Origin of the sequence: Mucilaginibacter gossypii (genome assembly GCF_017569325.2) — a bacterium.
GTDB lineage: Bacteria > Bacteroidota > Bacteroidia > Sphingobacteriales > Sphingobacteriaceae > Mucilaginibacter > Mucilaginibacter gossypii.
This window is the reverse complement of the sequence record NZ_CP071878.2, coordinates 1,023,075-1,048,296: the sequence shown is the minus strand read 5'-3', so window position 1 is coordinate 1,048,296 and position 25,222 is coordinate 1,023,075. Positions and strand designations below refer to the sequence as shown.

Annotated in this window: 29 protein-coding genes; 26 read left to right on the top strand and 3 right to left on the bottom strand. The window is 41.3% G+C overall.

From position 1 onward, the window contains the following. Positions 1–187: 187 nt before the first annotated feature. Entirely contained in the window at positions 188–1,198 is a 1,011-nt protein-coding gene (locus tag J3L18_RS04445) for a glutamine synthetase beta-grasp domain-containing protein (protein ID WP_091162185.1), read from the top strand. 131 nt (positions 1,199–1,329) lie between these two features. Here J3L18_RS04445 and J3L18_RS04440 read toward each other — a convergent pair whose 3' ends face one another. Next, positions 1,330–1,776, bottom strand: a complete 447-nt coding sequence (locus J3L18_RS04440) for a gamma-glutamylcyclotransferase family protein (RefSeq protein ID WP_129569700.1) — start codon at positions 1,774–1,776, stop codon at positions 1,330–1,332. Positions 1,777–1,892: 116 nt separating this feature from the next. On the opposite strand from J3L18_RS04440, the gene J3L18_RS04435 reads away from it, so the two are divergent. The 12 genes from J3L18_RS04435 to arsB all read left to right on the top strand — a co-directional run bounded on the left by J3L18_RS04435 (position 1,893) and on the right by arsB (position 12,362). Then, a complete protein-coding gene (locus J3L18_RS04435) occupies positions 1,893–3,251 on the top strand; it encodes a glutamine synthetase family protein (protein ID WP_129569699.1) in 1,359 nt (452 codons plus the stop codon). 214 nt (positions 3,252–3,465) lie between these two features. Continuing rightward, positions 3,466–3,732, top strand: a complete 267-nt coding sequence (locus tag J3L18_RS04430) for a GxxExxY protein (RefSeq protein ID WP_243771474.1) — start codon at positions 3,466–3,468, stop codon at positions 3,730–3,732. Positions 3,733–3,914: 182 nt separating this feature from the next. Then, positions 3,915–4,952 (top strand): hypothetical protein, encoded by a 1,038-nt coding sequence (locus tag J3L18_RS04425; protein ID WP_091162177.1) that lies wholly within the window; start codon positions 3,915–3,917, stop codon positions 4,950–4,952. Between the two features lie 50 nt (positions 4,953–5,002). Beyond that, positions 5,003–5,872 (top strand): HAD-IIA family hydrolase, encoded by an 870-nt coding sequence (locus tag J3L18_RS04420; RefSeq protein ID WP_091162176.1) that lies wholly within the window; start codon positions 5,003–5,005, stop codon positions 5,870–5,872. Positions 5,873–6,136: 264 nt separating this feature from the next. After that, positions 6,137–7,189, top strand: coding sequence for a UDP-glucose--hexose-1-phosphate uridylyltransferase (locus J3L18_RS04415; protein ID WP_091162174.1), 1,053 nt, complete (start codon positions 6,137–6,139; stop codon positions 7,187–7,189). 43 nt (positions 7,190–7,232) lie between these two features. Continuing rightward, complete coding sequence (locus tag J3L18_RS04410; protein ID WP_129569698.1) at positions 7,233–8,399, top strand: aldose epimerase family protein; 1,167 nt, start codon at positions 7,233–7,235, stop codon at positions 8,397–8,399. Between the two features lie 87 nt (positions 8,400–8,486). Next, positions 8,487–8,801, top strand: a complete 315-nt coding sequence (locus J3L18_RS04405; protein WP_129569697.1) for a DUF7674 family protein — start codon at positions 8,487–8,489, stop codon at positions 8,799–8,801. A gap of 189 nt (positions 8,802–8,990) precedes the next feature. Next, positions 8,991–9,476, top strand: a complete 486-nt coding sequence (locus J3L18_RS04400) for a hypothetical protein (RefSeq protein WP_091162168.1) — start codon at positions 8,991–8,993, stop codon at positions 9,474–9,476. 153 nt (positions 9,477–9,629) lie between these two features. After that, positions 9,630–9,959: an ArsR/SmtB family transcription factor gene (locus tag J3L18_RS04395; RefSeq protein ID WP_091162165.1), complete on the top strand. Its 330-nt coding sequence runs from the start codon at positions 9,630–9,632 to the stop codon at positions 9,957–9,959. A 40-nt stretch (positions 9,960–9,999) separates the two neighbouring features. Further along, positions 10,000–10,842 (top strand): arsenite methyltransferase, encoded by an 843-nt coding sequence (locus tag J3L18_RS04390; RefSeq protein ID WP_129569696.1) that lies wholly within the window; start codon positions 10,000–10,002, stop codon positions 10,840–10,842. A 7-nt stretch (positions 10,843–10,849) separates the two neighbouring features. After that, a complete protein-coding gene (locus J3L18_RS04385; protein ID WP_091162902.1) occupies positions 10,850–11,275 on the top strand; it encodes an arsenate reductase ArsC in 426 nt (141 codons plus the stop codon). Position 11,276: 1 nt separating this feature from the next. Continuing rightward, positions 11,277–12,362 (top strand): ACR3 family arsenite efflux transporter, encoded by a 1,086-nt coding sequence (gene arsB / locus J3L18_RS04380; RefSeq protein ID WP_129569695.1) that lies wholly within the window; start codon positions 11,277–11,279, stop codon positions 12,360–12,362. On the opposite strand, the gene J3L18_RS04375 is transcribed toward arsB, so the two are convergent. Together J3L18_RS04375 and J3L18_RS04370 are read right to left on the bottom strand one after the other, a co-directional pair. Continuing rightward, positions 12,343–12,684: a hypothetical protein gene (locus tag J3L18_RS04375; RefSeq protein WP_129569694.1), complete on the bottom strand. Its 342-nt coding sequence runs from the start codon at positions 12,682–12,684 to the stop codon at positions 12,343–12,345. The genes arsB and J3L18_RS04375 overlap by 20 nt on opposite strands. A 49-nt stretch (positions 12,685–12,733) precedes the next feature. Beyond that, on the bottom strand, positions 12,734–13,387 hold the full coding sequence (locus J3L18_RS04370; RefSeq protein WP_129569693.1) for a helix-turn-helix domain-containing protein: 654 nt from the start codon (positions 13,385–13,387) through the stop codon (positions 12,734–12,736). A gap of 85 nt (positions 13,388–13,472) precedes the next feature. Between J3L18_RS04370 and J3L18_RS04365 the strand changes: the two genes are divergently transcribed. The 13 genes from J3L18_RS04365 to J3L18_RS04305 all read left to right on the top strand — a co-directional run bounded on the left by J3L18_RS04365 (position 13,473) and on the right by J3L18_RS04305 (position 25,222). Next, the gene (locus tag J3L18_RS04365) at positions 13,473–13,673 is read left to right on the top strand and encodes a helix-turn-helix domain-containing protein (RefSeq protein WP_129569692.1); all 201 of its coding nucleotides are present in this window, start codon (positions 13,473–13,475) and stop codon (positions 13,671–13,673) included. 1 nt (position 13,674) lies between these two features. Next, entirely contained in the window at positions 13,675–15,768 is a 2,094-nt protein-coding gene (locus J3L18_RS04360; protein WP_129569691.1) for a Mu transposase C-terminal domain-containing protein, read from the top strand. 79 nt (positions 15,769–15,847) lie between these two features. Next, positions 15,848–16,681 (top strand): AAA family ATPase, encoded by an 834-nt coding sequence (locus J3L18_RS04355; protein WP_129569690.1) that lies wholly within the window; start codon positions 15,848–15,850, stop codon positions 16,679–16,681. Then, positions 16,678–16,953: a hypothetical protein gene (locus J3L18_RS04350; RefSeq protein WP_129569689.1), complete on the top strand. Its 276-nt coding sequence runs from the start codon at positions 16,678–16,680 to the stop codon at positions 16,951–16,953. Before J3L18_RS04355 ends, J3L18_RS04350 begins: the two co-directional genes overlap by 4 nt. Then, a complete protein-coding gene (locus J3L18_RS04345; protein ID WP_129569688.1) occupies positions 16,950–17,396 on the top strand; it encodes a hypothetical protein in 447 nt (148 codons plus the stop codon). Before J3L18_RS04350 ends, J3L18_RS04345 begins: the two co-directional genes overlap by 4 nt. Then, positions 17,393–17,896: a hypothetical protein gene (locus J3L18_RS04340; RefSeq protein WP_129569687.1), complete on the top strand. Its 504-nt coding sequence runs from the start codon at positions 17,393–17,395 to the stop codon at positions 17,894–17,896. The genes J3L18_RS04345 and J3L18_RS04340 overlap by 4 nt, the downstream gene beginning before the upstream one ends. Positions 17,897–17,908: 12 nt before the next feature. After that, a complete protein-coding gene (locus J3L18_RS04335; protein ID WP_129569686.1) occupies positions 17,909–18,388 on the top strand; it encodes a hypothetical protein in 480 nt (159 codons plus the stop codon). Beyond that, on the top strand, positions 18,385–18,630 hold the full coding sequence (locus J3L18_RS04330; protein ID WP_129569685.1) for a hypothetical protein: 246 nt from the start codon (positions 18,385–18,387) through the stop codon (positions 18,628–18,630). Before J3L18_RS04335 ends, J3L18_RS04330 begins: the two co-directional genes overlap by 4 nt. 248 nt (positions 18,631–18,878) lie before the next feature. After that, positions 18,879–19,400 (top strand): hypothetical protein, encoded by a 522-nt coding sequence (locus tag J3L18_RS04325; protein WP_129569684.1) that lies wholly within the window; start codon positions 18,879–18,881, stop codon positions 19,398–19,400. A gap of 18 nt (positions 19,401–19,418) precedes the next feature. Further along, positions 19,419–20,138, top strand: coding sequence for a hypothetical protein (locus tag J3L18_RS04320; RefSeq protein ID WP_129569683.1), 720 nt, complete (start codon positions 19,419–19,421; stop codon positions 20,136–20,138). A 197-nt stretch (positions 20,139–20,335) separates the two neighbouring features. Next, a complete protein-coding gene (locus tag J3L18_RS04315; RefSeq protein WP_129569682.1) occupies positions 20,336–20,530 on the top strand; it encodes a hypothetical protein in 195 nt (64 codons plus the stop codon). 42 nt (positions 20,531–20,572) lie between these two features. Continuing rightward, the gene (locus J3L18_RS04310; protein WP_129569681.1) at positions 20,573–20,893 is read left to right on the top strand and encodes a hypothetical protein; all 321 of its coding nucleotides are present in this window, start codon (positions 20,573–20,575) and stop codon (positions 20,891–20,893) included. A gap of 126 nt (positions 20,894–21,019) precedes the next feature. After that, entirely contained in the window at positions 21,020–25,222 is a 4,203-nt protein-coding gene (locus J3L18_RS04305; RefSeq protein ID WP_129569680.1) for a tape measure protein, read from the top strand.

The window sequence follows — 25,222 nt, the reverse complement described above, 5'->3', positions numbered from 1 at the left end:
AAAACACAGTTTTACAGATCCTTTTTTACAGGTTTACAGCTATAATTAACGTGTTATTGAAAAAAAATACAAAATTTCTTAACATTTGTAATGAATTTTGTAAAAATAATTTAAATTCGCCTTAATAATTATTGAGATTAATACAAAAACTATAATTAGAACCCCAACTTTACAAATTAATTAAAAAATGGCAACGAAACTCGAGTACATTTGGCTTGACGGCTATAAACCAACACAAAGCCTGCGTAGCAAAACAAAAATCGTTAAAGAATTTAGCGGAAAAGTAGAAGATTTAGATAACTGGAGCTTTGACGGTTCTTCAACTGAGCAGGCACCAGGTGGTTCATCTGATTGTATCTTAAAGCCAGTTTTTGTTGTTCCAGATCCGCAAAGAAAAAGCGCTTACTTAGTAATGTGCGAAGTATTAAGTGCTGATGGCAAACCACATGAATCAAACGGCCGTGCTACCATCGCTGATGATGATAATGATTTCTGGTTCGGTTTTGAGCAGGAATACTTCCTGTGGGATCCCGCAACAAACAAACCACTTGGTTTCCCTGCAGGTGGCTACCCTGGTCCGCAAGGCCCTTACTACTGTTCAGTAGGTGCAAACAATGCTTTCGGCCGCGAAATTGTTGAAGAACACTTAGACGTGTGTTTAGAAGCAGGCTTAAACGTTGAAGGTATCAACGCTGAGGTTGCTGCCGGCCAGTGGGAATTCCAGATCTTTGCTAAAGGTGCTAAAGAAGCTGGTGACCAGATCTGGGTTGCACGTTACTTATTGGAAAGAATTGGCGAAAAATACGGAGTTGCTGTTAACTGGCATTGCAAACCGCTTGGTCAATTAGACTGGAACGGTTCTGGTATGCACGCTAACTTCTCAAATACTACTTTACGTACTGCAAACAGCAAAGAAATTTTCACAGCTATCTGCGAGTCTTTCCGCCCTGCAGTTGCTGAGTGTATCGCTGTTTACGGTGCTGATAACGATCAGCGTTTAACCGGTAAACACGAAACAGCTTCTATCCATGACTTTAGCTATGGTGTATCTGACCGTGGTGCTTCTATCCGTATCCCTCTGTATGCTGTTGATCACAACTGGAGCGGTTACCTGGAAGATCGTCGTCCTAACTCAGCTGCCGATCCATACAAAGTTGCTGCTGTGATCATCAAAACTGTAAAATCAGCTAAGATTTAATCCCCCTAATAAATAGTTATTATTTTATCCCCCGGTTTGTAAACCGGGGGATTTTTTTTCTACAATCTGTTTGTCAACTACATATACTTCTTCTATCAAAGCATTAGCTTTATAATATTAACATTCAACTTTTATTTAAATAGCTGTTTAGAAGCATTGTTTTGGGCAGAAGTATCTTTTAAATATTGGATATAGTCACCCGTGGTAACCTCATTATAAGCGGCTACAGGTAAATTATAAAGATACATCCAGCAATTTATATCTCCATTATCAGTAAAAATATCAACCTTCTCCCTGATATATTCGTGCGGATGATTGTACAATTCTCCTATTCCCTCATAATCATCAACTACTTTCAATATTGTTTCAGGGTCATCCATCATAAAAATACTACCGTAAATGTAGCGTTCTTCAGTATTACCGATCACAGCGCCGGGATACTGGCCAATATCATAAAGTCGCCCTCTTGTTCTTCCGTTACCTATAAATTTACAGTGTTTATTTAGATACGCTGCAAACTCGTTACCAGGCTGCAGCAATGTGCCATACACAAATAAAAATTGACTTGTTGTTTCCATAAATAACTCAAACAAAGGTAAACGCTATCGCGTATTATACACGCACAGGCTATTTTTTTATAGTTTAAGCCATAATAGCTATCTTGCTGCACCTTAACCGGCCATACTTTTATACCATGAACACAGAAGAGATCAAAGCATATATAGAACAGAATAACATCCAGAAAATAAAATTCGCCTTTGCCGATATTGATGGCATTTTGCGCGGTAAGGTGATCCACCCTAAAAAATTTATTGATGGATTGCAAAGTGGCTATGGCTTTTGCGATGTGGTATTTGGCTGGGATAGCAGCGATGTTTGTTATGATAACGTACAGTTAACCGGCTGGCAAAGCGGTTACCCGGATAAACTTTGCCGTATTGACCTGTCGACCCTGCGTAATGTACCCTGGCAGGATAATATCCCCTTTTTTTTAGCCGATTTCAGCAAACCTGATGGCAACGATCTGCCGGCTTGCCCTCGTAGCCTTCTCAAACATATCAAGGCCGGGTGTGAAGCAATGGGTTATCATGCCGAGTTTGCTCAGGAGTTTGAATGGTTCAATTTTAAAGAGACACCACAAACGCTTGCCGATAAAAAATTCACCAATATTGAACCACTAACACCGGGCATGTTCGGCTATTCTATACTACGTACATCAGAAAACAGCGATTTTTATTACGATCTGTTTAACCTGCTTACTAAATTTAATATTCCAATAGAAGGGCTGCATACCGAAACTGGCCCGGGAGTATATGAAGCTGCCATACTTCATGATGAAGTTTTAGCTGCCGCAGATAAAGCAACGCTGTTTAAAACCGCAGTTAAAGAGATAGCCTATAAACACGGTATCATGGCATCATTCATGGCCAAATGGACCGAAACACTGCCTGGCTGCAGTGGCCACATCCATCAAAGCCTGTGGACTAAAGACCAATCAAAAAACCTGTTTTACGACTCTAACGATGTAAACAAAATGAGCGACCTGCATAAGCATTACCTTGCAGGTCAGCTATACTGCATGCCTCACCTGTTGCCTATGTACGCGCCAACCATAAACAGCTACAAACGCCTTGTTGAAGGCGCCTGGGCGCCCACCACCATAACATGGGGTGTTGAAAACCGCACTACCGCGCTACGTGTTATCAATACCACCCAAAACTATACCCGCCTGGAAACCCGCATCCCTGGCTCGGATACTAACCCATACCTGGCCATGGCTGCAGCACTGGCTTCGGGCTTGTACGGTATTAAAAACAAGCTTGAGCTAAATATTAAGCCAACAACAGGCAATGGTTACCAGGACAAAAGCAATGGTGTACTATGGCCAAACCTGCATGCAGCCGCAACAGCCATGCAAAACTCCGATATTGCCAAAGAGCTCTTCGGCGAAGGCTTTGTTGATCACTTTACCCAAACCCGGCTGTGGGAATACCGCCAGTTTACCAAAAGCGTAACCGACTGGGAGTTGAAAAGGTATTTTGAGATTATCTGAACCGGGATTTGGGGGGATTTTTTGGATTTTTAGGATTTTGATTTGCATGAGGGCAAAGATTGTTATGCTGATGGCTCTTTTATTTTGTTTTCAAAATGGATCAACTTAAACACACCGACATAACAGGTAAAATAATTGGCTGTGCTATGCAGGTACATAGCACTTTGGCAACGGATTTCAGGAGGTTATTTATCAGAAAGCTTTAGAAATTGAGATGGCCTTAAATGGCCTTGTGTTTGAACGGGAGAAGGAGATGCCAATCCATTACAGGGATCTTCATATCGGAACCCGCAGAGTTGATTTCTTTGTATCCGGAATGATCATCGTGGAGCTTAAGGCAATTACCCAACTTGAAGATGTTCATTTGGCACAGGCCATAAACTATCTGGAAGCCTATAATGTAGAGATTGGTTTGCTATTAAATTTTGGGAGCAAATCATTAACTGTAAAAAGACTCCTAAACAAAAAATATAAACCCTAAAGATAAAAGCCAATAAATCTTAAAAATCCATTTAATCCTGGTTCAGAGAAAAACACCAGGTAAAATCCTGCCCATCCAAAAAAACCTTCCAAATCCCGGTTCAGAAATTAATAATATATTTACACCGTTAATTATAAACCGAATGCTGCCAATGGCGTAACTTTGCCGGCAGATACATACAAATGGACTATTCTTTTATTATCCGCAAGGCCTGGGAAGGGTATGACGCGTCAAAAACCATCCGCGATATTGAAGATATCAGCGCTATGGTTTCAACCAATCACGTGTACCGTATTACGTTTGATGACGATGATATTATCATAGCCAAACTCTCATACTTTGGCAAGTTCGAACATTTTAAGGAGGACCACCGCATTATTCAAACGCTGGCAATTAACCTGCTTTACCCGTTTGAGAATTTCCTGGCCCGTTCTTTACAAAAAAACAACCGCGTTTACATCTATCATCATAAACACGGCAAAACCGATGCCTGGGTGGTTTTCTATAACCCTACACGCATTTTACAGCGCCTGCCACGCCGGTTAGAAGAAAACCATATTAAAAAACTTGGTCAGCAGGTTGGCAAATTCCATAAAGCATGCTCCAGGGTTAAAAATGTGTTGCCTAAATCGTCAAAGACTTTACGCACCGATATCTGGGCGTTGCAGCAACAAATCGAGACCAACCCAAAACAATTTGGCTCCGGTATGCAGGCCGACTTTTTAAAATACCACTGCGAAACCTTTTTGAAAAACCGCTCCAAATACAATATGAGCTCGTTCGAGATCATTCCTGTATTTATCGACTGGAATATCGGCAACTTTTCGGTAACACCTGATCTTGAGCTTTACTCGCGCTGGGATTATGATTGGTTCAGGATGAGTTACCGTTTGCTCGATTTTTATTTTTTTAGTCGCGTAGTTTCTGATATCGGCGACCGTACCGTTTTCAGCTACGTGATCAACACCATGATGGAAGACCGATTCATCATTTTTTTAAAAGAATACCATAAAGTTAACCCGCTTACTGCCGATGAGATCCGCTTTTTAAAAGAAGCTTATCGTTTTTTTATCCTGAATTACGTAATTAAAGATGGCAAGCACTTTTTTAGCGAACAATATGCCAAAAAACTACAGGCTGAAGCTTTTGACATCTATTTACCATCGGTAGACAGGGATTTTGATGCCGAAAAGATCATTGAGGCCTTAAAATTAAAATAGGTTAGCTATCTTTCGGGCTGATTTTATAAAAAGCCCTAAAACAGATAAGCATGACCAGGATAGACAACTTTAAATCCATAATTGATAAATACGAAGTTGTTTTTTTTGATGCTTTTGGGGTTCTGAAAAACTATGGCGGCCTGCTTCCGAGTATTGAGCGCACCTTTTCTTACCTGGCAGAACAAGGTAAGGAGTATTACATTGTAACCAACGATGCTTCACGAAGCCCGGTGCAATTAGCGGAATCCTATACCACTAAAGGATTGACCGCCATAACACCCGACAGGATTATATCATCGGGCATGCTTACCAAAGAATATCTTGACCTGAAGGTGAACGACGGTATCGTAGCTTATTTAGGTACGCCCGATTCTGCCCATTACATTGACAGCTCGGGGCTGCATACATTGCCTATCAGCGAAGTAAACGAAAGCAATATTGACAGGGTTAACGCGCTGGTTTTTTTGGATGACGAAGGTTTTGACTGGGGCCGTGATCTGAACAAATCAGTTAACCTCATGCGTAAGCGCACCATTCCGGCCATTGTAGCCAATACCGATCATGCCTATCCCCTAACCAAGCATGACGTATCTATAGCCATAGGCGGCTTAGCCAGTATGATAGAAAAAATTGTGGGTAAAGAGTTTATTCGTTTTGGTAAGCCTGATTCGCAGATGTTCATGTTTGCCTACGATCTGCTCCGCGAGCGCAGACCGATCAGTAAAAGAGATATTGTAATGGTAGGTGATACCCTGCAAACAGACATTTTGGGCGGTAATAAATTTGGTTTGGATACCGTACTGGTGCTATCCGGTAATACCCAGGCCAAAGACGCCGAAAACCGCATCACCGCCACCGGCATTGTGCCAACTTATATCTGCGATTCGGCAGTGGTGGAGGCCGGTGGATTGGGATTCTAAACTTCCAAAGCACGTCATCGCGCGGCAACCGCCAGGAAAGCATAGCCACCTGTATAGAATGTTATTGCTTCGTCGTTCCTACTCGTATGACATTCAATCTCCCCCTTTTTCTACAAATCCTATCAATCTTTCTACTGTAACTATTTATTTAGAAAAATTTGTTTTAAATGTATGATTTACATTTATTTTTACCAACTTTGAAATCGCTAAGGTATAACTGTCTACCTTACATGTATAAGCCAATTATTACCTGATTTTAAACTAATGGACACAAATTTTGATCTTAAAGAGCACCCTCACAGCAGGTTAAACATTTTAACAGGCGACTGGATCCTGGTATCGCCGCATCGTACAAAACGCCCGTGGCAAGGCAAAGTTGAGGCTACACAAGCCGACGACCGCCCGCAGTATGATCCGGCCTGTTACCTGTGCCCCACAAACAAAAGGGCCGATGGCAGCGAAAACCCTGATTATAAAGGAAGCTTTGTTTTCACCAATGACTATTCATCGTTGTTGCTGAATACGCCCGATGGCGGTTTAAATGAAGATGAACTACTGGTAGCTAACAGCCAGAAAGGCATTTGCCGGGTAATCAGTTTCTCGCCGAGGCATGACCTCACCCTGCCCCAGATGACCACCAAAGAGATCAGCAAAGTGGTTGACGTATGGCAGTCGGAATTTGAAGACCTGGCTTCTTATCCGTGGATCAAACACATCCAGATCTTTGAAAACAAGGGCGATATCATGGGCTGCAGTAACCCTCACCCACATGGGCAAATCTGGGCGCAAAACAGCCTGCCCGTTGAAGTAGCCAAAGAAACCCAGCAGCAAAAGCTTCATTTTGAGCAAAAAGGAACTAGCCTTTTAGCCGATTACCTTGCATTGGAACTTAAAAAGCAGGACCGCATAGTTTTTGAAAATGAACATTTTGTTGTGCTTGTACCATTTTGGGCAGTTTGGCCGTACGAAACTATGATTGTAAGCAAAAGGCATGTAACAAGCATTTTATACTTTACCGAGCAGGAAAAACATGCCCTTGCCGACGCTATCAGGAGGCTCACCATCAGGTATGATAACATGTTTGAAACATCGTTTCCTTATTCGGCTGGTATGCACCAGTCTCCGGTTAACTCGGGCGATCATCCCTACTGGCACTGGCATATGCATTTTTATCCGCCGCTGTTACGTTCGGCCACGGTTAAAAAGTTCATGGTAGGTTATGAGATGCTTGCCAATCCGCAACGCGATATCACAGCAGAGTTTGCTGCTGAAAAATTGCGTGGTTTAAGTGAGGTCCATTATAAAACGAGGGAATAATGAAAAAACGCTATTTTTAAACCAAACTATAACCAACCTATTTATGAGAAAATTAATTAAAGGTATTTATTTAACAATTTTACCTGCTTGTAGCCTATATTTGGCTGCCTGTAATCAAAATTCAACCTCACAGAAAAACACTACTATGGCGGATAGCACCCAAACCACTGCATCAGCATTCGAAAAAACAATCGATGGTAAACAAACCCATTTATTTACCCTTAAAAACAAAAACGGCATTATTGCCACCATCACCAATTATGGCGGCCGTGTGGTAAGCTTGTTAGTACCCGATAAAAATGGCAAGTTAACCGATGTTGTTTTAGGTTTTGATGATGTGGAAGGTTTTGAAAAATCAACCGAACGTTATTATGGCGCTACCATTGGCCGTTACGGCAACCGTATTGCCAAAGGCCATTTTAAAATAGATGGTAAAGATTATCAATCGTCAATTAACAATACGCCCAATATGTTGCACGGTGGCAAACACGGTTTCCAGGAAGTGGTGTGGGATGGTAAAATGATCGATTCATCTACCGTAGAGCTTACCTATCTTTCAAAAGATATGGAAGAAGGCTTCCCCGGTAACCTCAATGTTAAAGTAATTTACAGCCTTACCGACGATAATTCATTTAAATGCCAGTACGAAGCTACTACCGATAAAAAAACGGTTGTTAACCTTACCAACCACGCGTTCTTTAACCTCAATGGCGAAGGCAGCGGTACAATCCTCAATCATTTGGTGCAGATAGATGCTGATAATTATTTACCGGTTGATGCAGGCTTGATCCCTACCGGGAAACTTGAAAAAGTTGCCGGCACTCCGTTCGATTTCACTAAGCCCGAAACCATTGGCAAACGTATTAACGAAGACAATGTGCAGTTAAAAGATGGCAAAGGTTACGACCACAACTTTGTACTGAACAAACATGACCTGAGCACTCCAATTGCGACTGTTGTAGGTGATAAAAGCGGTATCAAAATGGAAGTATTTACCGAAGAACCTGGCTTACAGTTTTACAGCGGTAACTTTATGCAGGCTAAAAACGCAATGAAACGCGGTATTAAAGATGAGTACCGGACTTCGTTCGCGATGGAAACCCAGCATTTTCCTGATTCACCAAATCAGCCGCAATTCCCTTCTACGGAATTGAAACCCGGCGATACCTATAAAACGCAATCGCTTTATAAGTTTTCGGTAGTAAAATAACTGAACACTTTTTTTATACAAAAGTCCTGCCCAACGGCAGGACTTTTTGCTTTATATTAGTTCCTGATATAACCATAGATATACAAAATGAGCGCCTGGCGAAAACGGGCAATTGAAAGCCTCCCTTCCTTAAAGAAGGACTTTGAGGATCCACAAACTTCAATTTATGGCGTTTTCATGGAGTTATTACCGGTTACTGTAGCGTCTCATAAAAGTAATAACGTCGCACAACTCAAAAAGAACTATGATTTTGCCGAATGGTGTTTCAGGCAAAAATCTGAAACCTGTGGAATGCCGCCTGCGTATCGCTTTATGAACATCTGGGTAATAAGACCGAAACACTTCAGGCCATACATTTATGGGTTAAACAAGATATCTATATCGAGATACGATCACTCTTGAAGCAAAGAGTTGGCGAGGCTACTTTAAAAATAATAGACGGCTTATATGGGTTGAGTAATGCCAGGTTTACGGGCTTATCTTAATGGCTTCGATGTTTAATGTTTGTTAAGCAGATTTAAAACAAACCTAAACTTTTTGAGGTTAACAGGTTAATTAATAACAATCTGTTTACCTATCTATAAAAACATCATGAGTGATCAATCAACCCAACCTGAAGAAAAGGGATTTTTCGAGAAGGTTAAAGAAACAATTGAAAGCCTTTGGGAAGGCACAAAAGATACAGCCGAAGACGTAAAAGAAGCAGCCGAAGAAAAAATAGAGGATATCAAGGAAAAAGTAGCCGCTAAAAAAGCCACGGCTACCAAAAAAGCTGCGCCAACTAAAACCGCAGCAGCTAAAAAAGCAAATGTGGTAACCACCAAAGCAAAAAACGCAGTTTCTGAAGTAAAAGCGAAAGCCGAAACCAAGGCTAAAGCCATTACCGCCAAAGCAAAAGATGAAGCGGCAACCGCTAAAAAAGCTGTGGCTGATGTAAAAGCAAAGGCAGCAACTAAAGCAAAAGCTATTACCACAAAAGCCAAAACTGAAGCCACGGAAGCTAAAAAGGCCATAGCATCGAAAACTGCCAAAACAGCTACCAGCGTTAAAAAGAAAGCGGCAGCGACAGCTAAGTAAGGTTGCCAATTTTCAGACCTGCGAAGTTTTAGAAACTTCGCAGGTCTTCCTCTCCTCCTTCCGAATTTACTTCATCAGCCAACACTCAGCCTAAAATTAAATTGTAAAAGCTATTGACAGCAATTTAATTAATCGTAATATTGCAATATAATTATGGGAATCACTAAAACAGAAATATTTACCGACGAGCAGAACAAACTGGCTGTGCAGCTTAAAGCTATCGCTCATCCGGCCCGTATTGCCATCCTGCAGCTTATTATTGAAGCTAAGGCTTGCATCTGCGGCGATCTGTCATCCGAACTGGGGCTTGCCCAACCCACCGTATCCCAGCATCTTAAAGAATTAAAGAATGCAGGCCTCATACAGGGTACTATAGAAGGTGTAAGTGTTTGCTATTGCATTGAGCCCGAAGCCTGGAAAAACCTGAATGATGAGTTAAATAAACTATTCTCATCGTACAAAGACTTCAATAATTGCTGTTAAAATTTTTTGGTCACATTAATCGTAATATTGCAATACACAAATGAAAACAAACGAGGAATTAAAAGAATTGGTAAAGCTGAAATACAGCGAAATTGCCTTACAGGATAAGGATACCAATCAATCATCATGCTGCGGGGCTGGCGGATGTTCAACCGAGGTTTACAATATCATGAGCGAAGATTATACCAAACTGCAGGGTTACAATGCCGATGCCGATCTCGGTTTGGGCTGCGGTTTGCCCACGCAATTCGCCCAAATTAAAAAGGGAGATACGGTAATTGACCTCGGCAGTGGTGCAGGCAATGATTGCTTTATCGCCCGTTCCGAAACCGGCGAGACCGGCAAAGTAATAGGGATTGATTTTACAGACGCTATGATTAGCAAGGCCCGCGAAAACGCCGACAAACTTGGCTTTAATAATGTGGAGTTTCGTTTGGGCGATATCGAGCATATGCCGGTAACTGCCAACGCGGCCGATGTAATTGTAAGCAACTGTGTATTAAACCTGGTGCCCGATAAAAACGCTGTCATTAAAGACATTTACCGCGTATTGAAACCCGGGGGCCATTTTAGCATTTCGGATATTGTATTGACAGGCAGCCTGCCCGAAAAGATCAGGACAGCCGCCGAAATGTATGCAGGCTGCGTATCAGGGGCCATTCAAAAAGAGGAATACCTTGAGCTCATCAGCAAAAATGGTTTTGTCAATATCATTGTGCAAAAAGAAAAACCCATTATTATTCCTGACGATATTTTAAGCAATTACCTATCGGCAGATGAAATTAACGAATTTAAAAACGGCAACGGCGCTATTGTAAGCGTTACCGTGTATGCCGAAAAACCCGAAACAAAAGTATGCTGCGAACCAGGCTGCTGCCAATAAAACAATTATGAAAAATATATTAGTACTATGCACAGGCAATAGTTGCCGTAGTCAGATAGCCGAGGGATATTTAAAGCATTTTGCGGGCAGTAAAGCAAACATATACAGTGCGGGCATTGAAACACATGGCGTAAACCCCAAAGCCATTAAAACCATGGCCGAGGATGATATTGATATTTCCAACCATACCTCAAACCATGTGGATGAATACGCCAACATTGCTTTTGATTATTTAATAACTGTTTGCGATAATGCTAACGAAGCCTGCCCTTACTTTCCGGGGAATGTGAAACGTTTTCATTACAACTTCCCGGATCCGGCCAAAGCCCGCGGCACCGAAGATGAAGTGATGGGCGAATTCAGAAAAGTACGTGAACAGATCAAAGCGTACACCCAACAATTTGTAGAACAGCATTTAACCGAAGCGCAATAATATGTCTGCCAATAATTGCACTCCGGCTGTTGAACGAAAACGGCTCGGTTTTATTGATCGTTATCTCACCATCTGGATTTTCCTGGCTATGGCTATAGGCGTTGTAACAGGATACTTTATACCCTCATCGTCCGATTTTATCAATTCGTTTTCGAGCGGGACTACTAATATTCCGTTGGCGATCGGCCTCATATTAATGATGTACCCGCCGCTTGCCAAAGTAAAATATGAACAAATGGGCAGGGTATTTAAAGATATCAAAATATTAAGTGCCTCACTTGTTTTAAACTGGATAATAGGCCCTATCCTAATGTTCATTTTAGCTGTCGTTTTCCTGCGCGGTTACCCCGAATATATGACAGGGCTGATACTAATTGGGCTTGCCCGTTGTATTGCCATGGTTGTAGTATGGAATGAACTTGCCGATGGCAGCCGCGAATATGCCGCCGGTTTGATAGCCCTGAACAGTATTTTCCAGGTACTTTTATATAGCGTATATGCTTACATTTTTATAACCGTACTGCCGCCGGTGCTTGGCTTTAAAAGTCTCCAGGTACATATTACCATGCTCCAGATTGCCAAAAGCGTGGGTATCTATCTTGGTATTCCTTTTGCCGCCGGTATTATTAGTCGTTATACATTGATCAAACTAAAGGGCGAGGGCTGGTTTCAGCAAAAATTTGTTCCTTTTATTTCGCCCATAACGCTTATTGCGCTGTTGTTTACCATTATACTGATGTTTAGCCTCAAGGGTAGGCTTATAGTGCAAATCCCTATGGATGTGGTTCATATTGCTATACCGCTGGTATTTTACTTTGCAATTATGTTCCTGCTTAGTTTCTTCATCGGCAAATATTTTGATGCCGATTACTCAAAAAGCACCTCCATTGCGTTTACAGCTACCGGCAATAATTTTGAGCTGGCTATCGCCGTATCTATTGGTGTATTTGGTATTAATTCGGGGCAAGCATTTGCAGGGGTAATCGGCCCGCTGGTTGAGGTTCCGGCACTGATAGCGCTGGTTAACGTGGCATTTTGGCTTCGCAGAAAATACTATCGTAATGAAGTTATAGCCAAAGGGGACTAATTACAATGCCATCCCGCAAAAAAAGCGATTGGGGACAATCCAATCGCTTTTTTAATAACTGTAGGGGGTATTTAAAAAGGTATATTTTAACATAAAGAAGGAAAAACGGCAAAATTGAAAAAAACGGCGTTTTTGATATAACCAAGGCGGTTTTTTTGCCTGCTAAAAAGATAACGTAAAAGTAATTTAAAAAGTAGGTTTCCGGTTTACTACCATTTACTACTATTTTACTTGTATTTCCTGTAACATAAAGAACAGAAAACGGCAATATGCTTGTATTTTCTGTGTCGAAACTGGCGCTTAAACTGAATTTAACCACCATTTTTAAGGACTTTAAACGCCGTTTATTGGATGTTTAAACGTAGCCGAATTTATTCACTTTCTTCAAATAACAATACTGAATTTATCAGGTCAACCAACTCCCTGACCGACTTGGCGTATTTCTTCAATTCTGATAGCTTTAAGACGTTTTTTGACACAAATTCATTAGATAATATGGATTTGTAATCACCAGCTATAACACTGTCGTAAACCTCGTTGATGGGCTTATTCAATTTCTCGATATACTCGTTAAGATCATCTTTTAGATGTTCCAATTCGGTTAGATCAGACATAAAATTATCAAGCTCTGGCGCTTGCTCAAAAACCTTCTTGTAAAAGGCAGTTAGTTTTTTGCTATTGGCAAAGTAGTCTATCTTTTCAGATATTCCAGAAGCATGCGTATTGGTGGTTTTTTGACCATCGAAATCAGCATTTTCTGAATTTAGTATAACATTATTACCAACATTTTGAATAACATTACTTATTGCATTTTCATTTACATTCAATGATTCATTGTGTAAATAGTTTGCATCGATATTAAAAGCCGAACAAATCGCTCCTATTGCTTCAAATGTCGGATTTGTTTTTCCTGTTTCAATTTGTGCTAAGTTAGACCTACTGATGCCTATTTTATGAGCAAAGTCCTCTTGTGTCAATCCTGTTTGTACCCGGAGATTTTTTATTTTCTCTGCTATTGTTGCCATTGTTAAATAAAATGTTAAATGATTTGTTAATTATAAAAGCAAATGTTATTTTTGTGACATATTAGTTAACAAAAGTATAAAAGTTATGACAAGAGAAGAATTAAAATCTAAAATTCCTCACGGTTATGCAAAGATGATAGCCGAAAAAGCCGGTGTAAATAGAGTGACTGTTTCTAATTTTTTGAATGGCAGAAATGACAACATAATGGTTGAGTTGGCAGCTCTTGAAGTAGTGGCAGATGTAGAACAAAAAAGGAGAGGCTACATGGCCATAATCAACGGATAGTATGGTGAGGCACGGGCATAGTGATGTATTGATTTCAGTTTCTGAACTGGTAGACTTGACTAATAGTAAGCTTAAAGCTAAGAGTGTAATGTCGAGTTGCGGTCGGTCGAGTTTGTCAGTTAAACCTATTTCATGGATTAACCATCCTGACAAACTTGATGGAAGGAAAATTTTAATTGAATACAATTCTATACCTAAACAAACCAAAAGCAAATACAATTTACCGTCAACAAAAGACCTCATAGATCTTATAAAACAGGATAAGGTATTAGCGGCTGAGGACGAAAAGCAAAAACAAAAGGACTTAAAGGCCGCACAGTTATCGGCAATCTTAGAAAATGCAGTAACCAATACCTTTCACCAATACTGTTCACAGTATAATGCCATGTTCCCAGGCAAAAGGGAAAAAACTATAGAACTTGCCAAGATACATGCACTTATACAGTGCTGCATTGATTTACGTGGGAGTTATAATAATAACGAGCTTCATGCCGCTTACCTGTCTGCAAAAGGCGTTAAGATTACGCTAAAGAGCGCCGAGAAGTTCAGGCAGAAAATCAAGGATTTTGCCGCAAATGGCATCCGCATAGTGCATAAATGTACGGGCACACCTCGAGCTCACCTGGTTAAGCTTACCTTATGGCATATCGCCAGGATTGAGAAGTATTACGCCAATGCCAATAAGTACACTAATAAAATCATCCATGAACTTTTAACAGCCGATTGCATAGAGGCCGGTAAAACCCGGGTTTCTGTTGAAACCGTGGCTAAATATGTAGCTAAGCCAGAAGTTAGAAACCGCCTGTCCGCTTACAGGGATAAAGCCTATTACCGAAACAACGTGCAGCCATCAAGCCGCCGTAAAGACCCCGCACATGCCGGGGATCTGTACTATGCAGACGGCACCCCGCTTCAAATTTTTTGTTGGGATAAGGCAGAAAAGGAAAAGATCAGGCTTAACCTGTTTGTTGTGATGGATGTAAAAAGTAAAATGATAATGGGCTATGACCTTGCGCTTAGCGAAGACAGACACAATTGGTTCGGCGCTTTTAAAATGGCATTTAGCAAAGAAATGCTATTGCCTCATACCCTGATGCATGATAATGCCAGTGCAACCAAAACGGCGGAGTTTTTAACCTTAAAAGACGAGTTATTGCTTAAAGGATGCCGTTTAGCCCCAACTGCAAAGGGCGATCCAAAGCAAAAAGCAGATGTCGAAAGATGGTTTGAAACCTTTCAAACTGGCTTTCAGCGTATGATTGACGGTTTTACCGGCGAAGGTGTACGTACCAAGCGGGATAATGGAAGGATCGACATTGAACACCTTGCCCACCTGCATAAACGTGACAACCTGTACAGTTACGATGATATGCGCACCATTGTTGACGCCTTGGTATTGGTTTACAATAACAAAGGTGATGAAAAACGCAAATCGCCAGGTAAAATATTCAGCGAAAGTGAACGGCCTAATACTACCAGTATTAATCATGCTGATTTAGCAATGTTGTTTTGGATGAATAAAACGCTGAAGGTTCAAAAAAGCGAGATTGAAATGACCGTTAGGCACAATGATTACTTCTACGAGGTGTATAATCATGAATTGGGTCTTAAGCTTGACGGCACAAAGGTAAAAGTGTATTACGATGAAAAAGACCTGTCAACCGTGCATGTATTCAGCTTATCAGGTCAATATCTGTGCGAATGCAGGCAAAAAATCGGGTTTTACAAAGCACCTGTTAATCAAACTGATGCCGATGTAATACAGATCATCAAGCAAAGCAAGCATAATCAAAGCAAGCTAAATGTAGCTAAACGGATTAGTGAACAAATAGCAAATGAGGGCTTTGAGGGAGATATTGACGAAATGCTTAAAACAGCCAACCCCTTGAAGGTTGCCTTAAAAGGAGTGCTTAACGATGCTGAAACACAGCAGCAACTTAAATGGATAAAGAATTACAACGGCACTGGTGATGTACACGCCTACGAGCCTGCCGCAATTGAGGCTATTCCCCAACGTAAAAAACAGACCGCACAGGAGCGGCATTCAAAAGCGAACATTATACCCGCTACCCTTGAAAAGGTAGGTAAAATATAAAAGAAAACCGCTGAGCATTACCAGTGCTCAACGGCCTATTAAACAGTCATAAACCATTTATAAAAAAATCTGAACAAAGATGCAAAAAGAAAACCTAATTCAACAAGCCAGGGAGTTAATTAACGATTACACCGGCTTAAAAAAGGTAAGCAAAAACCGGCTTGCCTCTAAAATTCAGGTATCACCTGCTGTTTTAACCTTTATTGAGCAGGGTAACACTGATAACCTATCAGAAGAAATGCTACTTAAGGTGATCAACGCCTTAAAACCTGCAAGCGACTTTACCATTTTAGGAACGTCAAATTACAACTCCGTTCAAAGCATCTGCCAAAAGAGCCAGGCACACAGCCTGATGAACGCTGTAATAGGTTATACAGGTGCAGGTAAAACTACAGCGCTGTATGACTACTACCGAGCAGGCCGTAACGTGTACTATGTTGAGTGTAAAAACTCTATGAACAGGAGGCAATTTTTACATTCGGTTTTACTTGAAATGGGTATCAATTACCTGGGCAGTGTTTACGATATGGTTAAGCAGATCATTGAGCAGCTTAATAGCCAAACAAAGCCCCTTGTTATTATTGACGAGGCCGGAAAGGTTTCAACCAACGTATTGCTTGACCTGCATGATATCAGGAACGGCACAATGTACAATGCCGGTATCATCCTGGCCGGTTGTGAATATTTCCAACGGGACATGGAAAAGGCTGTCACTAAAGAAAAGCCTGGCTATCCGGAGTTTCACAGTCGTATTGTTAACTGGAACATACTTAACCGCCCTACCAAAACGGAGATTACTGCAATTTGCAAAGGTAACGGCTTGAACGATGATGATATAATCAGCGACTTTCACAGATTACCAAATTACAGGCTGCTGTACAATGCCATTTTGAACGAAAGGGGGCAATTATGAATGCTGATCATACCGTAACAGCTCTGTCACTACAGGATTTAGATCTTTTAAAGGCGCTAACCGCTTACGACCAGTTAAGTTATTTTATGAGAATGCTTCATATCTATATAGAAGAGTCAAACGGGTTTAAAGACGAGCAAATGAACGAGATAATAGATACGTTTTTGTGTTTGACAAACACAAAAATCAAAAGCGCTTCTATCGAATTGCGTATTACTCAACCGCCATTAAATGATTTATTAATAAAGCTTACAAGTATAAAAACTTCATGAATAGCGCAAACTGGCAAACCGTAAAAAACGCCTGGGGCGCTTTTTACGACCAAATACAGATCATAGCAGACGGCCACAAGTTAACGCTGCAAACGCAACGTAACGGAATGAGCCTGTTGATGGTGATTTATGTTGATGGTTTTATCAAAGGCGAATACATGAGCGCCGAAAGCGAGATCGGCCAAAAATTCTACAATGAACGCAAGATCCCGGTGTATAAGGCTAAAGACTTGAAAGAAAATGCGAAAGTATTCGGCAAGCGTAGCCGCATGGCTAAGCAGAAATATGTGAGTAGTCTGTCGCCTTACTGGAAGTCCTTTGCAGCATTTAAAAAGCAGCTTACGGCCAAATGCAAAAGCCTTGAACTGGTTACTGTTGCTGAAAATCACCCTATTAACTCTCTTGATTACCTGAGCAGCAGGGGAAAGGTCGAAAACTTATGAGAAAGGATAAAGCTCAGTATGCAGATTTAAAAGTTAAAGCTGCCATACTGTACATAAAACACGGCTTGTCTGCTATGCAGATTAGCGAGCAGATAGGCGTATCAACAAAGGCTTTGCGAGTATGGCGGATCGCCGGTAAATGGGATGATTACCGCCCGGACACAGACAAGGTAAACGAGTATAAGGCCGCTCACATGTATATCGAAAAAGGGCTTACTAAGACCGAAATAGCTATCAAATTAAGCGTAAGAGAGGATTTAATAAATTGTTGGGTATTAATTAATGGTTGGGATGCCGCACGTTTGTTAAGCCAGTCTCACAACAAGTACAAAGAGATTGTAAATGACTTTTGCAGCTATTACGAAAGCCTATATCCCCAAAATGCTCCTACCGTTCAGATTGCCCGGATGAAATACCTCCGAAAGAAACTGAAAATAATAAAGCAAACAGACGATACCAACGCCCTGAAATCAAGTAACCATATCGATTCAAACTTATAAAATTTAAATACCATGAACTACGCGAGTACAGCACAGATACAGAAAATACATGTCCTGCTTAACCAGTTAGGTTGGATAGATGAAAAAAAAGATTTGATCAGCAATGCTACCAACGGGCGTACCGAAAGCAGCAAAGGCCTTTCGTTTGAAGAGGCGAGGCGGCTGATCAAGGATTTAGCGGAATACGATCCGCGAGAACGGATGAAAAGCTTAATATTCTCACTGGCTTACCGATCAGGCATTATTTACGGCTCTACAGGAGAAGATAAGAAGATAAACGCCGCTAAGCTCAACCTTTTTATAAAACAGCGTGGAGCGGTTAAAAAGCCGCTGAATGACATGAACTATGCTGAGCTGATAAAAACACACCGTCAATTTGAGGCCATTGCCAAAAGCACCCAAAAGACAGCCGATAATAAAGAAGCTGATGCAGCAGTAAAGCACCTGCTTAGTGAACTTGATTTACCAACCTCTAATAACTCAAAATTATGAACAGTCAACAAAAAGCAGAGCAGGATATCGAAAAAGCGGTTGAACTGTTCAGGAACTTTATAACTAAAGATTACACCCTCGAAAGACTTGCCCAGAAACTTGACGAAATAGGCATCCAGTACGGGCAGCTCCTGATCGATAATGCTGATCAGAACGGCTACTCTAACAGATCAGACGGGTTTTACCTGTTGTATGAACTACGCTGCATATGCCAGCTTAAGGACTTGGATAACGCGGCTTGATAAAACTTTTACCTGTAATAATGAGCAAAGGCGATCAAAATAAATTGACCGCCTTTGCTGCGGGCAGGTACACGGCCTGCCCACGACAAAAGTAAGTATAAACTATTGACTATTAAAATCAAATGCAAGAGATGCACATAAAACCGCCATAAATCACAAAGGGCAATAGAATTGATCTGCTGCCCTTTGCTTTGTCGGCCAGGTACACAGCCTGGCCACCACAAATTTAATAAAACCATTTGAATTATATGAAAACCAAAGAAATAATAGAAGTAAACCAGGAAGGGATTGAGCAGCAACAAGCTGTAATAAAAAAACTGATCCCTTATTTGCAGGGGATATACGACAGGTTCGATCACGTTGATGTTGTACTGCACATAGAAGATTTTAACACTATAGTAGGGTGTGCTACTCTCGTAGGATATGAGCAGACTTTTGATGAACTGGTATTAAAAAGAATGCTTGAGCATGCGAAGTACAAAAGCTTCTCGGCGTTGCCAAAGTACGAGATCAATAAGCATGTAAAATTACCTAACCTGAAAGCAGATTTGGAATGGATATCCCAAAACAGAAAGCCGGAATTTGGTGCCAGTCCTGCCTATGTCAATACTACTTATCTTGAACTGATGGACGGTAGGGTATTGAAGTTAAAAGATGCCGATAGCATCATTAAAGAGAAGTTTACCCAACGGACTATTATGCCTGATTATGATGCAATAAATAAGCGACCGACAGGCATTTCAAAAGTAATTAAAAACCTTTTTAAATAACATTTAAACCCCTTAAAAATGGAACCTATTTTAATAGTAGCCTATCCTGAGCGGATAGCATTAGAGCAATTATGGCTCGATTCGCAAATTGCCTATTTTCAGGCGATATACGACCTTTTCAAAAGCGTTGGCATTACAGTAACCCTAAATGAAATTAATCACGTAAGGGAAGAGATTTTAAACCCTCACAGCAAAGAACATCTTTTTCATGATCTTGTCGTAAATAAAATGCTTGAAAAAGCAGGTAACCCGCACTTTAACGGCATTGCTATTAAAAAGCATGCGTTTAAAGAAATGATCGATATTCCTGATGTTCATTTCATTAGAAAATGGATACATGATAACCCTGTTAAGCCTATTTCAAAACGGTTTACTAAAGCCACAGGCGGCGTAGAATCAGAAGTGAGATATGGACATGAAAGACATCAAAGTCATCTATCACCTGATTTATTCGAGATCGTTCAAGATGTAGTACAGCGCAAGCCAGACACAAACGATAAGGTGACAGAGAAGTATACTCACTACACCAAGAATGACAAAGGTGTTCAGACATATAATGTGTTATTGGATTGGCGGGATCATGTGATTGAAGTCAACAATCAGCTTGAGCAAATTAAAGCTACCTTCAGGATAGAGCCTTTCGGCCTTGATAAGCATCCCGATGGAGTCATGAGGCCATCTTTAAAAGTTATCCGGGATAATGAGGCCAGATATCCGGCTGATTACATACCAGATTGATATTTTAAGACTGACAAGTGAGAATAAAAGAAATGCTGCCCCTCGCGGGCAGCATTCTCAAAAAAAAATTAAACTTTACTAATACCGATGAAAAAAAATCATTCAAGTATAGACCAATTAAAAGCCTCGTTATAAAACATGTGCAAAGCTTGCGGTTGTTTTGTGCATGGGTTGCTCAAACGCCGTGATTTGTATCAATGGCCTACAACAGCAAAAATAACAAGAAGAAAATAGCGCATATTATGAGCGTATATCAGTCGATCAAAGAGGCAGACATACCCGATACACGCATTGTTGCTAAAAGATTTCCTGAACATGGGATTAACATCAGTTACAGGACATTAATGTATTACAAAAGCATGAAGCCGTCAGAATACAAGGAAGCCAGTTAATAAATACAGTAATTAACCATTAAACATTTTTTACAAAATACCATGAGTAATAAAATTTCAACTGTTGATGATTTTGAAAAGCTTTCAGACAAAGAAAAGATGGATTTCAAAATGAATCACGCTAAAGATTATCAGGCCTTATTTAACAACGCTACAGTTGTAAAGCCTGCTGAAGATACAAGTAGTAAACTTTCATTAACACCATACAAGTCATCAGATATTAAAACAGCAGATGACTTTGAAAAGCTTTCGTTAGCCCAACAGCTTGACTTTAAAGCAAAAAATAATGATGCTTATCTGGCATTGTTCGGAATGACCAATAATGTAGGTGCTGTTACAGCAAGCCGTTCCTCCTTCATTTAGTAAAATATTTGGCATGAAGAGCGCCAATATTGATTGATTTTCAATAAAACTTAACATTAACTCACTTGCCCGGTACGCTAAACCCCTAAGCGCCGGGCATATTTTTTAAAACAAAATACTACTAAGATGGATGGATTAGGGCCGATAGATATAGACATTTTGATAAATAACCCTGCTTTGCTCCGCTCATTGCGCCAGGCAGAACAGGATACGCAAAACACTAACCGTGTTATTACCCGTGAAGGGCAGCAGATGAGCGATGCGCTTGACGGCTGGGCTAAAAAAGCGGCAATTGCTGCTACTTCCTTTTTTTCAATACAGGCTGCTCAAAACTTCGTACAGGAGATCATTAAAGTACGCGGCGAATTTGAGCAGCTTAACGTTGCCTATGATACCATACTTAAGAGCAAAGCCAAAGGCGATGCCCTGTTTGCCGAAACTGTAAAGTTTGCGGCTACAACGCCATTTAACCTTACCGAAGTAGCTACCGCTACCAAGCAGCTGCTTGCCTATGGCTTTGCTGCAAAAGATATTAATGACGTGCTTACCACTACAGGCAACGTCGCTGCCGGTGTGTCTGCTCCTTTGAGTGATATCGTTTACCTGTATGGCACGCTGAAAACGCAAGGCCGCGCATACGCTCAGGATATCAGGCAATTTACCGGACGAGGGATCCCGATCATACAGGAGCTTGCAAAGCAATTCCATGTGAGCGAAGAAGAGGTCAATAAACTGGTTGAAGCCGGTAAAGTTGGTTTCCCTGAAGTGCAGAAAGCCTTTGAAAATTTAACAGGTTCATCGGGGATCTTCTACAACCTGATGGAAAAACAAAGCCATACCCTTACCGGGATGCTTAGTAACCTGGAAGATGCTTTTTCACAGATGCTGAACAGTATTGGAGAAAGCAACGAGGGGATTTTAAAAGGAGGTATAGAATTAGCGGCAAGCCTGGTGACTAACTACCAGAAAGTGATTGACATTGTTGAGCTGCTTATTGTAACCTATGGTGCGTACCGTGCTGCTTTGCTTTTACAAACTGCTTCGACCATTGCAAGCACCATTGCATCAGGAGCAAACACTGTTGCAATAGGTCTTGAAACCGTGGCTTATCGATTGTTGAGGGATGGCCTCGAAGTTTTAAACGCGGAAAAGATCCTGACTATCGCTACTACGGCAGCGTACACAGCTGTCATCTCGGCGCTTGTTATTGCCCTGAAGTCATGGCACGACGCAAGCGACCTAACCAACAGGATCAACAGCGAGACTAACGCCATCACCAGCGATGCCAACGTACAGGTTGAGATTCAAAAAACGAAGATTAACGATCTGAATAAGATCATTAACGACCATAACAATACCCAGGAGGATAGACTGGCGGCGCTTAAGAAGCTTAATGCCATTGCGCCCGAATACCTGGGAAACATCACGCTTGAAACGGCTAATACCAAAGCGGCATCAAAAGCAATCAAGGACTACCTTGATGACCTTGATAAAAAGCTTCAGGGCGAAGCTGCCTATAGCCAAAAGCTTGAAAACCTTAAAAAGATAACCGAGCTTAAGACAAAAGGTATTGATGCGATCAGCAATACCGAGCGTGTAGGCTATAGTCTTCAAAACTTCTTTTCGGGAAATTTCACGACCTCGACTGATGCAGACAACAAGCAGATTGTAGCACAGCTGGTTAAAACTTACGAAGATGCTAATAAGCAAATTGATGCTCAGTTCGGCGAACAGATCAAAAAGACGTTAACCGGCAACACCGGTGCAAAAGACTTTGTATCCAAATTTAGTAAAGACCTGAAAGCCGCTCTGGCCGGTGATGGTGTTAAGGGCATCCTTGAAAATTTCAATACCATCTTAAAAGAGGCTAACAGCGAAACCGATCTTGAGGCACTCCGCGATGGGTTATCAGCTAAATTGAAAGCACTTGCCCCTAATGATTCGCAAAAAGAAGTCTTAAAGAAAAGGCTTGCTGAGGTGAAGGATATTATTAAAACCTATGATCCCGGTGAGGATGCGAAATTACAGAAAGCGGCAAATGCCGAAATAGCAGCACGTAACGCAATAGCCGATCAAATAGCAAAGATCAATGAGGAGAGTAGGCAAAATAGCCTTACAAGCGATGAAAAGGAAATTGCCCAAACGAAGGCCAAGTATGAGCAGTTATTGAAAGAAATTGAACGTTTCAATATTAAAGCAGGGCAAAATAACTGGAAAAAGATTGACCCTACAAAATATAATGTCAATGGGGTTATGATCAACGTACCTCAGGCAGAGCAGGCGGCGGTAGATGATGTCAAGGCTAAACAGCAGGTAGAAAAACAAAAGGCTGTTATAGATGAGCAGAAAGCTATTTTTGATGCATTCGAAGACTACAAGTTACAGAACGGAGAAGCCGCCGCAAACCGCCTTTACGCAGATCAGTTGAAAGGATTTAAAACGTTTGTCGAATACTTAAAGTCACTGATGCCGGCAGGAGATGATTTCTCTGCATCTGCAAACGCTCAGCGGGATGTATTGTTAAAATTGATTGCTGTAGCAGGTAAAGAAGCTCAAAAGAAGCAGCTTGACCAGTATTCACAATTATACACCTCAACGGAAACCTATGAGCAAGGGCATAACCGAATAATACAAAAATATCTCGATCAGGCAGGAGCCTTAAGGCAAAAAGCATATGCCGCTCAAAGCGCAGCTGACCGGCAGGCCTATTTAGATCAGGCAGATCAGGCCATTAAAAACGGCGAACAGGAATTGAACGACTTTGAAAGCAATAAGGTTAAGCAGCTTGACGAGTATAAACACCTGTACGATCAGTACCAACAGTTAAGGGATAAGGATTTAAGGGATTATATAGCTAAAGCCCAGGCAAAGGCTAAAGTTGACCTTGATAGCGGGAAGATCAATAAAAGTACCTACAATGAAATTCAGCGCCTTTCATCCAATACATTAAAAGAGCTTGATAGTAAGCTATTTGATAACCTGAATAATTATGCATCAGGGTTTGATTCCGTTGCCGGTGCACTCCAAAATGTGAACGGTGTACTCGCGGGCATTTTAAGTAATCTGGGCGGGAGCATTAGGGAGTTTGCTAATATCAGTAAGATAAGCAGAGAGCTCAACAATTTGAGCAGCAAGGCTAATCTTACGGCAGACGAAATGAAACAGAAGTCACAAGACCAGATTTCGCTTTATACGGCTGCTGCAAGTTCAGCTATAACACTTGTTGGGGTTTTTACTTCTGCCGCTAAGCAAAGAAAAGAGGCAGAAGAAGCTTATCAAAATTCAGTTTTAGCGTTTCAGAATCAGTATAAAATAAACACCATTGACCAGATCAGGCTACAGGAGCAGCTAAATGGCAACCTTTTTTTCAAAAACTATCAAAAAGACATAGCAAGTGCTGCCACTGCACTTGCCTCAGTAAACAAGGAGTTTCAAACGACACTCGGTGCATTGCAGGGAGGGCAGGCAAAGGACGGCCAAAGAAACGCTACGAGTGCCGATAATGCGGCAAAGGCGGGTCTTGCAGGTGCTGCCACGGGAGCTGCTGTTGGTGCAATCGCCGGAGGTGGTGTTTTGTCAGTTCCTGCTGCTGCTGCCGGTGCTATCATTGGCGGAGCTGTAGGTTTTGTTGGAGGGCTGTTTGGCGGCAAAAAGAAAGTAGATAATCTGGTGCCATTATTGGGTAAATATCCCGAATTGATAAAAAAGGCCACTGATGGGACTGTTACGTTTAACGAGGCGCTTGCGAAAAACTTAATAGCAAATAACCAGGTAACTGATAGCACTAAGGTACTGTTGCAAAACACCATCGACATGAATGATGCCAGGCAGGCGGCAGTAGAGCAGATTAACCAGGACATCAAAGATTTGGCGGGTGGTTTAGGCGATGATTTGAGAAATGCTTTGGTAGACGCGTTTAAAAATGGCACTGATGCAGCTAAAGCTTTTGGTGACAGTGTTGATAAGGTAATCGAAAATATAGTTTCTCAATTCCTGTTTGAAAACATATTTGGAGGTGAGTTTGACAAACTTTCGGATAGCCTGAAAGCATCGTTTTTGGTAACCGGTGATCAAAGTGCCACAGACGATCTGGTTAACTTCTTTAAAGATGCGGGACCCCTTGCCAAACAGTATCAGGATGCTTTGAAAGCGGCACAGGACGAGGCTAAAAAGCAGGGGATTGACCTCTTTAATTCAGCTAATGGAAGCAGTAGCCAATCAAGTTTATCAGGAGCGATACAGGGCATAACACAGGAGCAGGCTAACGTTTTGGAAGGGTGCAACCGAAATTTATATCAAACTACATTCACAAACTTAAAATTTAAATAA

Bases quoted from the DNA above. Each gene is read 5' to 3' on its own strand.
- J3L18_RS04445 (WP_091162185.1), top strand. From the start codon at position 188: ATGGCAACGAAACTCGAGTACATTTGGCTTGACGGCTATAAACCAACA.
- J3L18_RS04440 (WP_129569700.1), bottom strand. From the start codon at position 1,776: ATGGAAACAACAAGTCAATTTTTATTTGTGTATGGCACATTGCTGCAG.
- J3L18_RS04435 (WP_129569699.1), top strand. From the start codon at position 1,893: ATGAACACAGAAGAGATCAAAGCATATATAGAACAGAATAACATCCAG.
- J3L18_RS04430 (WP_243771474.1), top strand. From the start codon at position 3,466: ATGGCCTTAAATGGCCTTGTGTTTGAACGGGAGAAGGAGATGCCAATC.
- J3L18_RS04425 (WP_091162177.1), top strand. From the start codon at position 3,915: ATGGACTATTCTTTTATTATCCGCAAGGCCTGGGAAGGGTATGACGCG.
- J3L18_RS04420 (WP_091162176.1), top strand. From the start codon at position 5,003: ATGACCAGGATAGACAACTTTAAATCCATAATTGATAAATACGAAGTT.
- J3L18_RS04415 (WP_091162174.1), top strand. From the start codon at position 6,137: ATGGACACAAATTTTGATCTTAAAGAGCACCCTCACAGCAGGTTAAAC.
- J3L18_RS04410 (WP_129569698.1), top strand. From the start codon at position 7,233: ATGAGAAAATTAATTAAAGGTATTTATTTAACAATTTTACCTGCTTGT.
- J3L18_RS04405 (WP_129569697.1), top strand. From the start codon at position 8,487: ATGAGCGCCTGGCGAAAACGGGCAATTGAAAGCCTCCCTTCCTTAAAG.
- J3L18_RS04400 (WP_091162168.1), top strand. From the start codon at position 8,991: ATGAGTGATCAATCAACCCAACCTGAAGAAAAGGGATTTTTCGAGAAG.
- J3L18_RS04395 (WP_091162165.1), top strand. From the start codon at position 9,630: ATGGGAATCACTAAAACAGAAATATTTACCGACGAGCAGAACAAACTG.
- J3L18_RS04390 (WP_129569696.1), top strand. From the start codon at position 10,000: ATGAAAACAAACGAGGAATTAAAAGAATTGGTAAAGCTGAAATACAGC.
- J3L18_RS04385 (WP_091162902.1), top strand. From the start codon at position 10,850: ATGAAAAATATATTAGTACTATGCACAGGCAATAGTTGCCGTAGTCAG.
- arsB (WP_129569695.1), top strand. From the start codon at position 11,277: ATGTCTGCCAATAATTGCACTCCGGCTGTTGAACGAAAACGGCTCGGT.
- J3L18_RS04375 (WP_129569694.1), bottom strand. From the start codon at position 12,684: ATGGTGGTTAAATTCAGTTTAAGCGCCAGTTTCGACACAGAAAATACA.
- J3L18_RS04370 (WP_129569693.1), bottom strand. From the start codon at position 13,387: ATGGCAACAATAGCAGAGAAAATAAAAAATCTCCGGGTACAAACAGGA.
- J3L18_RS04365 (WP_129569692.1), top strand. From the start codon at position 13,473: ATGACAAGAGAAGAATTAAAATCTAAAATTCCTCACGGTTATGCAAAG.
- J3L18_RS04360 (WP_129569691.1), top strand. From the start codon at position 13,675: ATGGTGAGGCACGGGCATAGTGATGTATTGATTTCAGTTTCTGAACTG.
- J3L18_RS04355 (WP_129569690.1), top strand. From the start codon at position 15,848: ATGCAAAAAGAAAACCTAATTCAACAAGCCAGGGAGTTAATTAACGAT.
- J3L18_RS04350 (WP_129569689.1), top strand. From the start codon at position 16,678: ATGAATGCTGATCATACCGTAACAGCTCTGTCACTACAGGATTTAGAT.
- J3L18_RS04345 (WP_129569688.1), top strand. From the start codon at position 16,950: ATGAATAGCGCAAACTGGCAAACCGTAAAAAACGCCTGGGGCGCTTTT.
- J3L18_RS04340 (WP_129569687.1), top strand. From the start codon at position 17,393: ATGAGAAAGGATAAAGCTCAGTATGCAGATTTAAAAGTTAAAGCTGCC.
- J3L18_RS04335 (WP_129569686.1), top strand. From the start codon at position 17,909: ATGAACTACGCGAGTACAGCACAGATACAGAAAATACATGTCCTGCTT.
- J3L18_RS04330 (WP_129569685.1), top strand. From the start codon at position 18,385: ATGAACAGTCAACAAAAAGCAGAGCAGGATATCGAAAAAGCGGTTGAA.
- J3L18_RS04325 (WP_129569684.1), top strand. From the start codon at position 18,879: ATGAAAACCAAAGAAATAATAGAAGTAAACCAGGAAGGGATTGAGCAG.
- J3L18_RS04320 (WP_129569683.1), top strand. From the start codon at position 19,419: ATGGAACCTATTTTAATAGTAGCCTATCCTGAGCGGATAGCATTAGAG.
- J3L18_RS04315 (WP_129569682.1), top strand. From the start codon at position 20,336: ATGGCCTACAACAGCAAAAATAACAAGAAGAAAATAGCGCATATTATG.
- J3L18_RS04310 (WP_129569681.1), top strand. From the start codon at position 20,573: ATGAGTAATAAAATTTCAACTGTTGATGATTTTGAAAAGCTTTCAGAC.
- J3L18_RS04305 (WP_129569680.1), top strand. From the start codon at position 21,020: ATGGATGGATTAGGGCCGATAGATATAGACATTTTGATAAATAACCCT.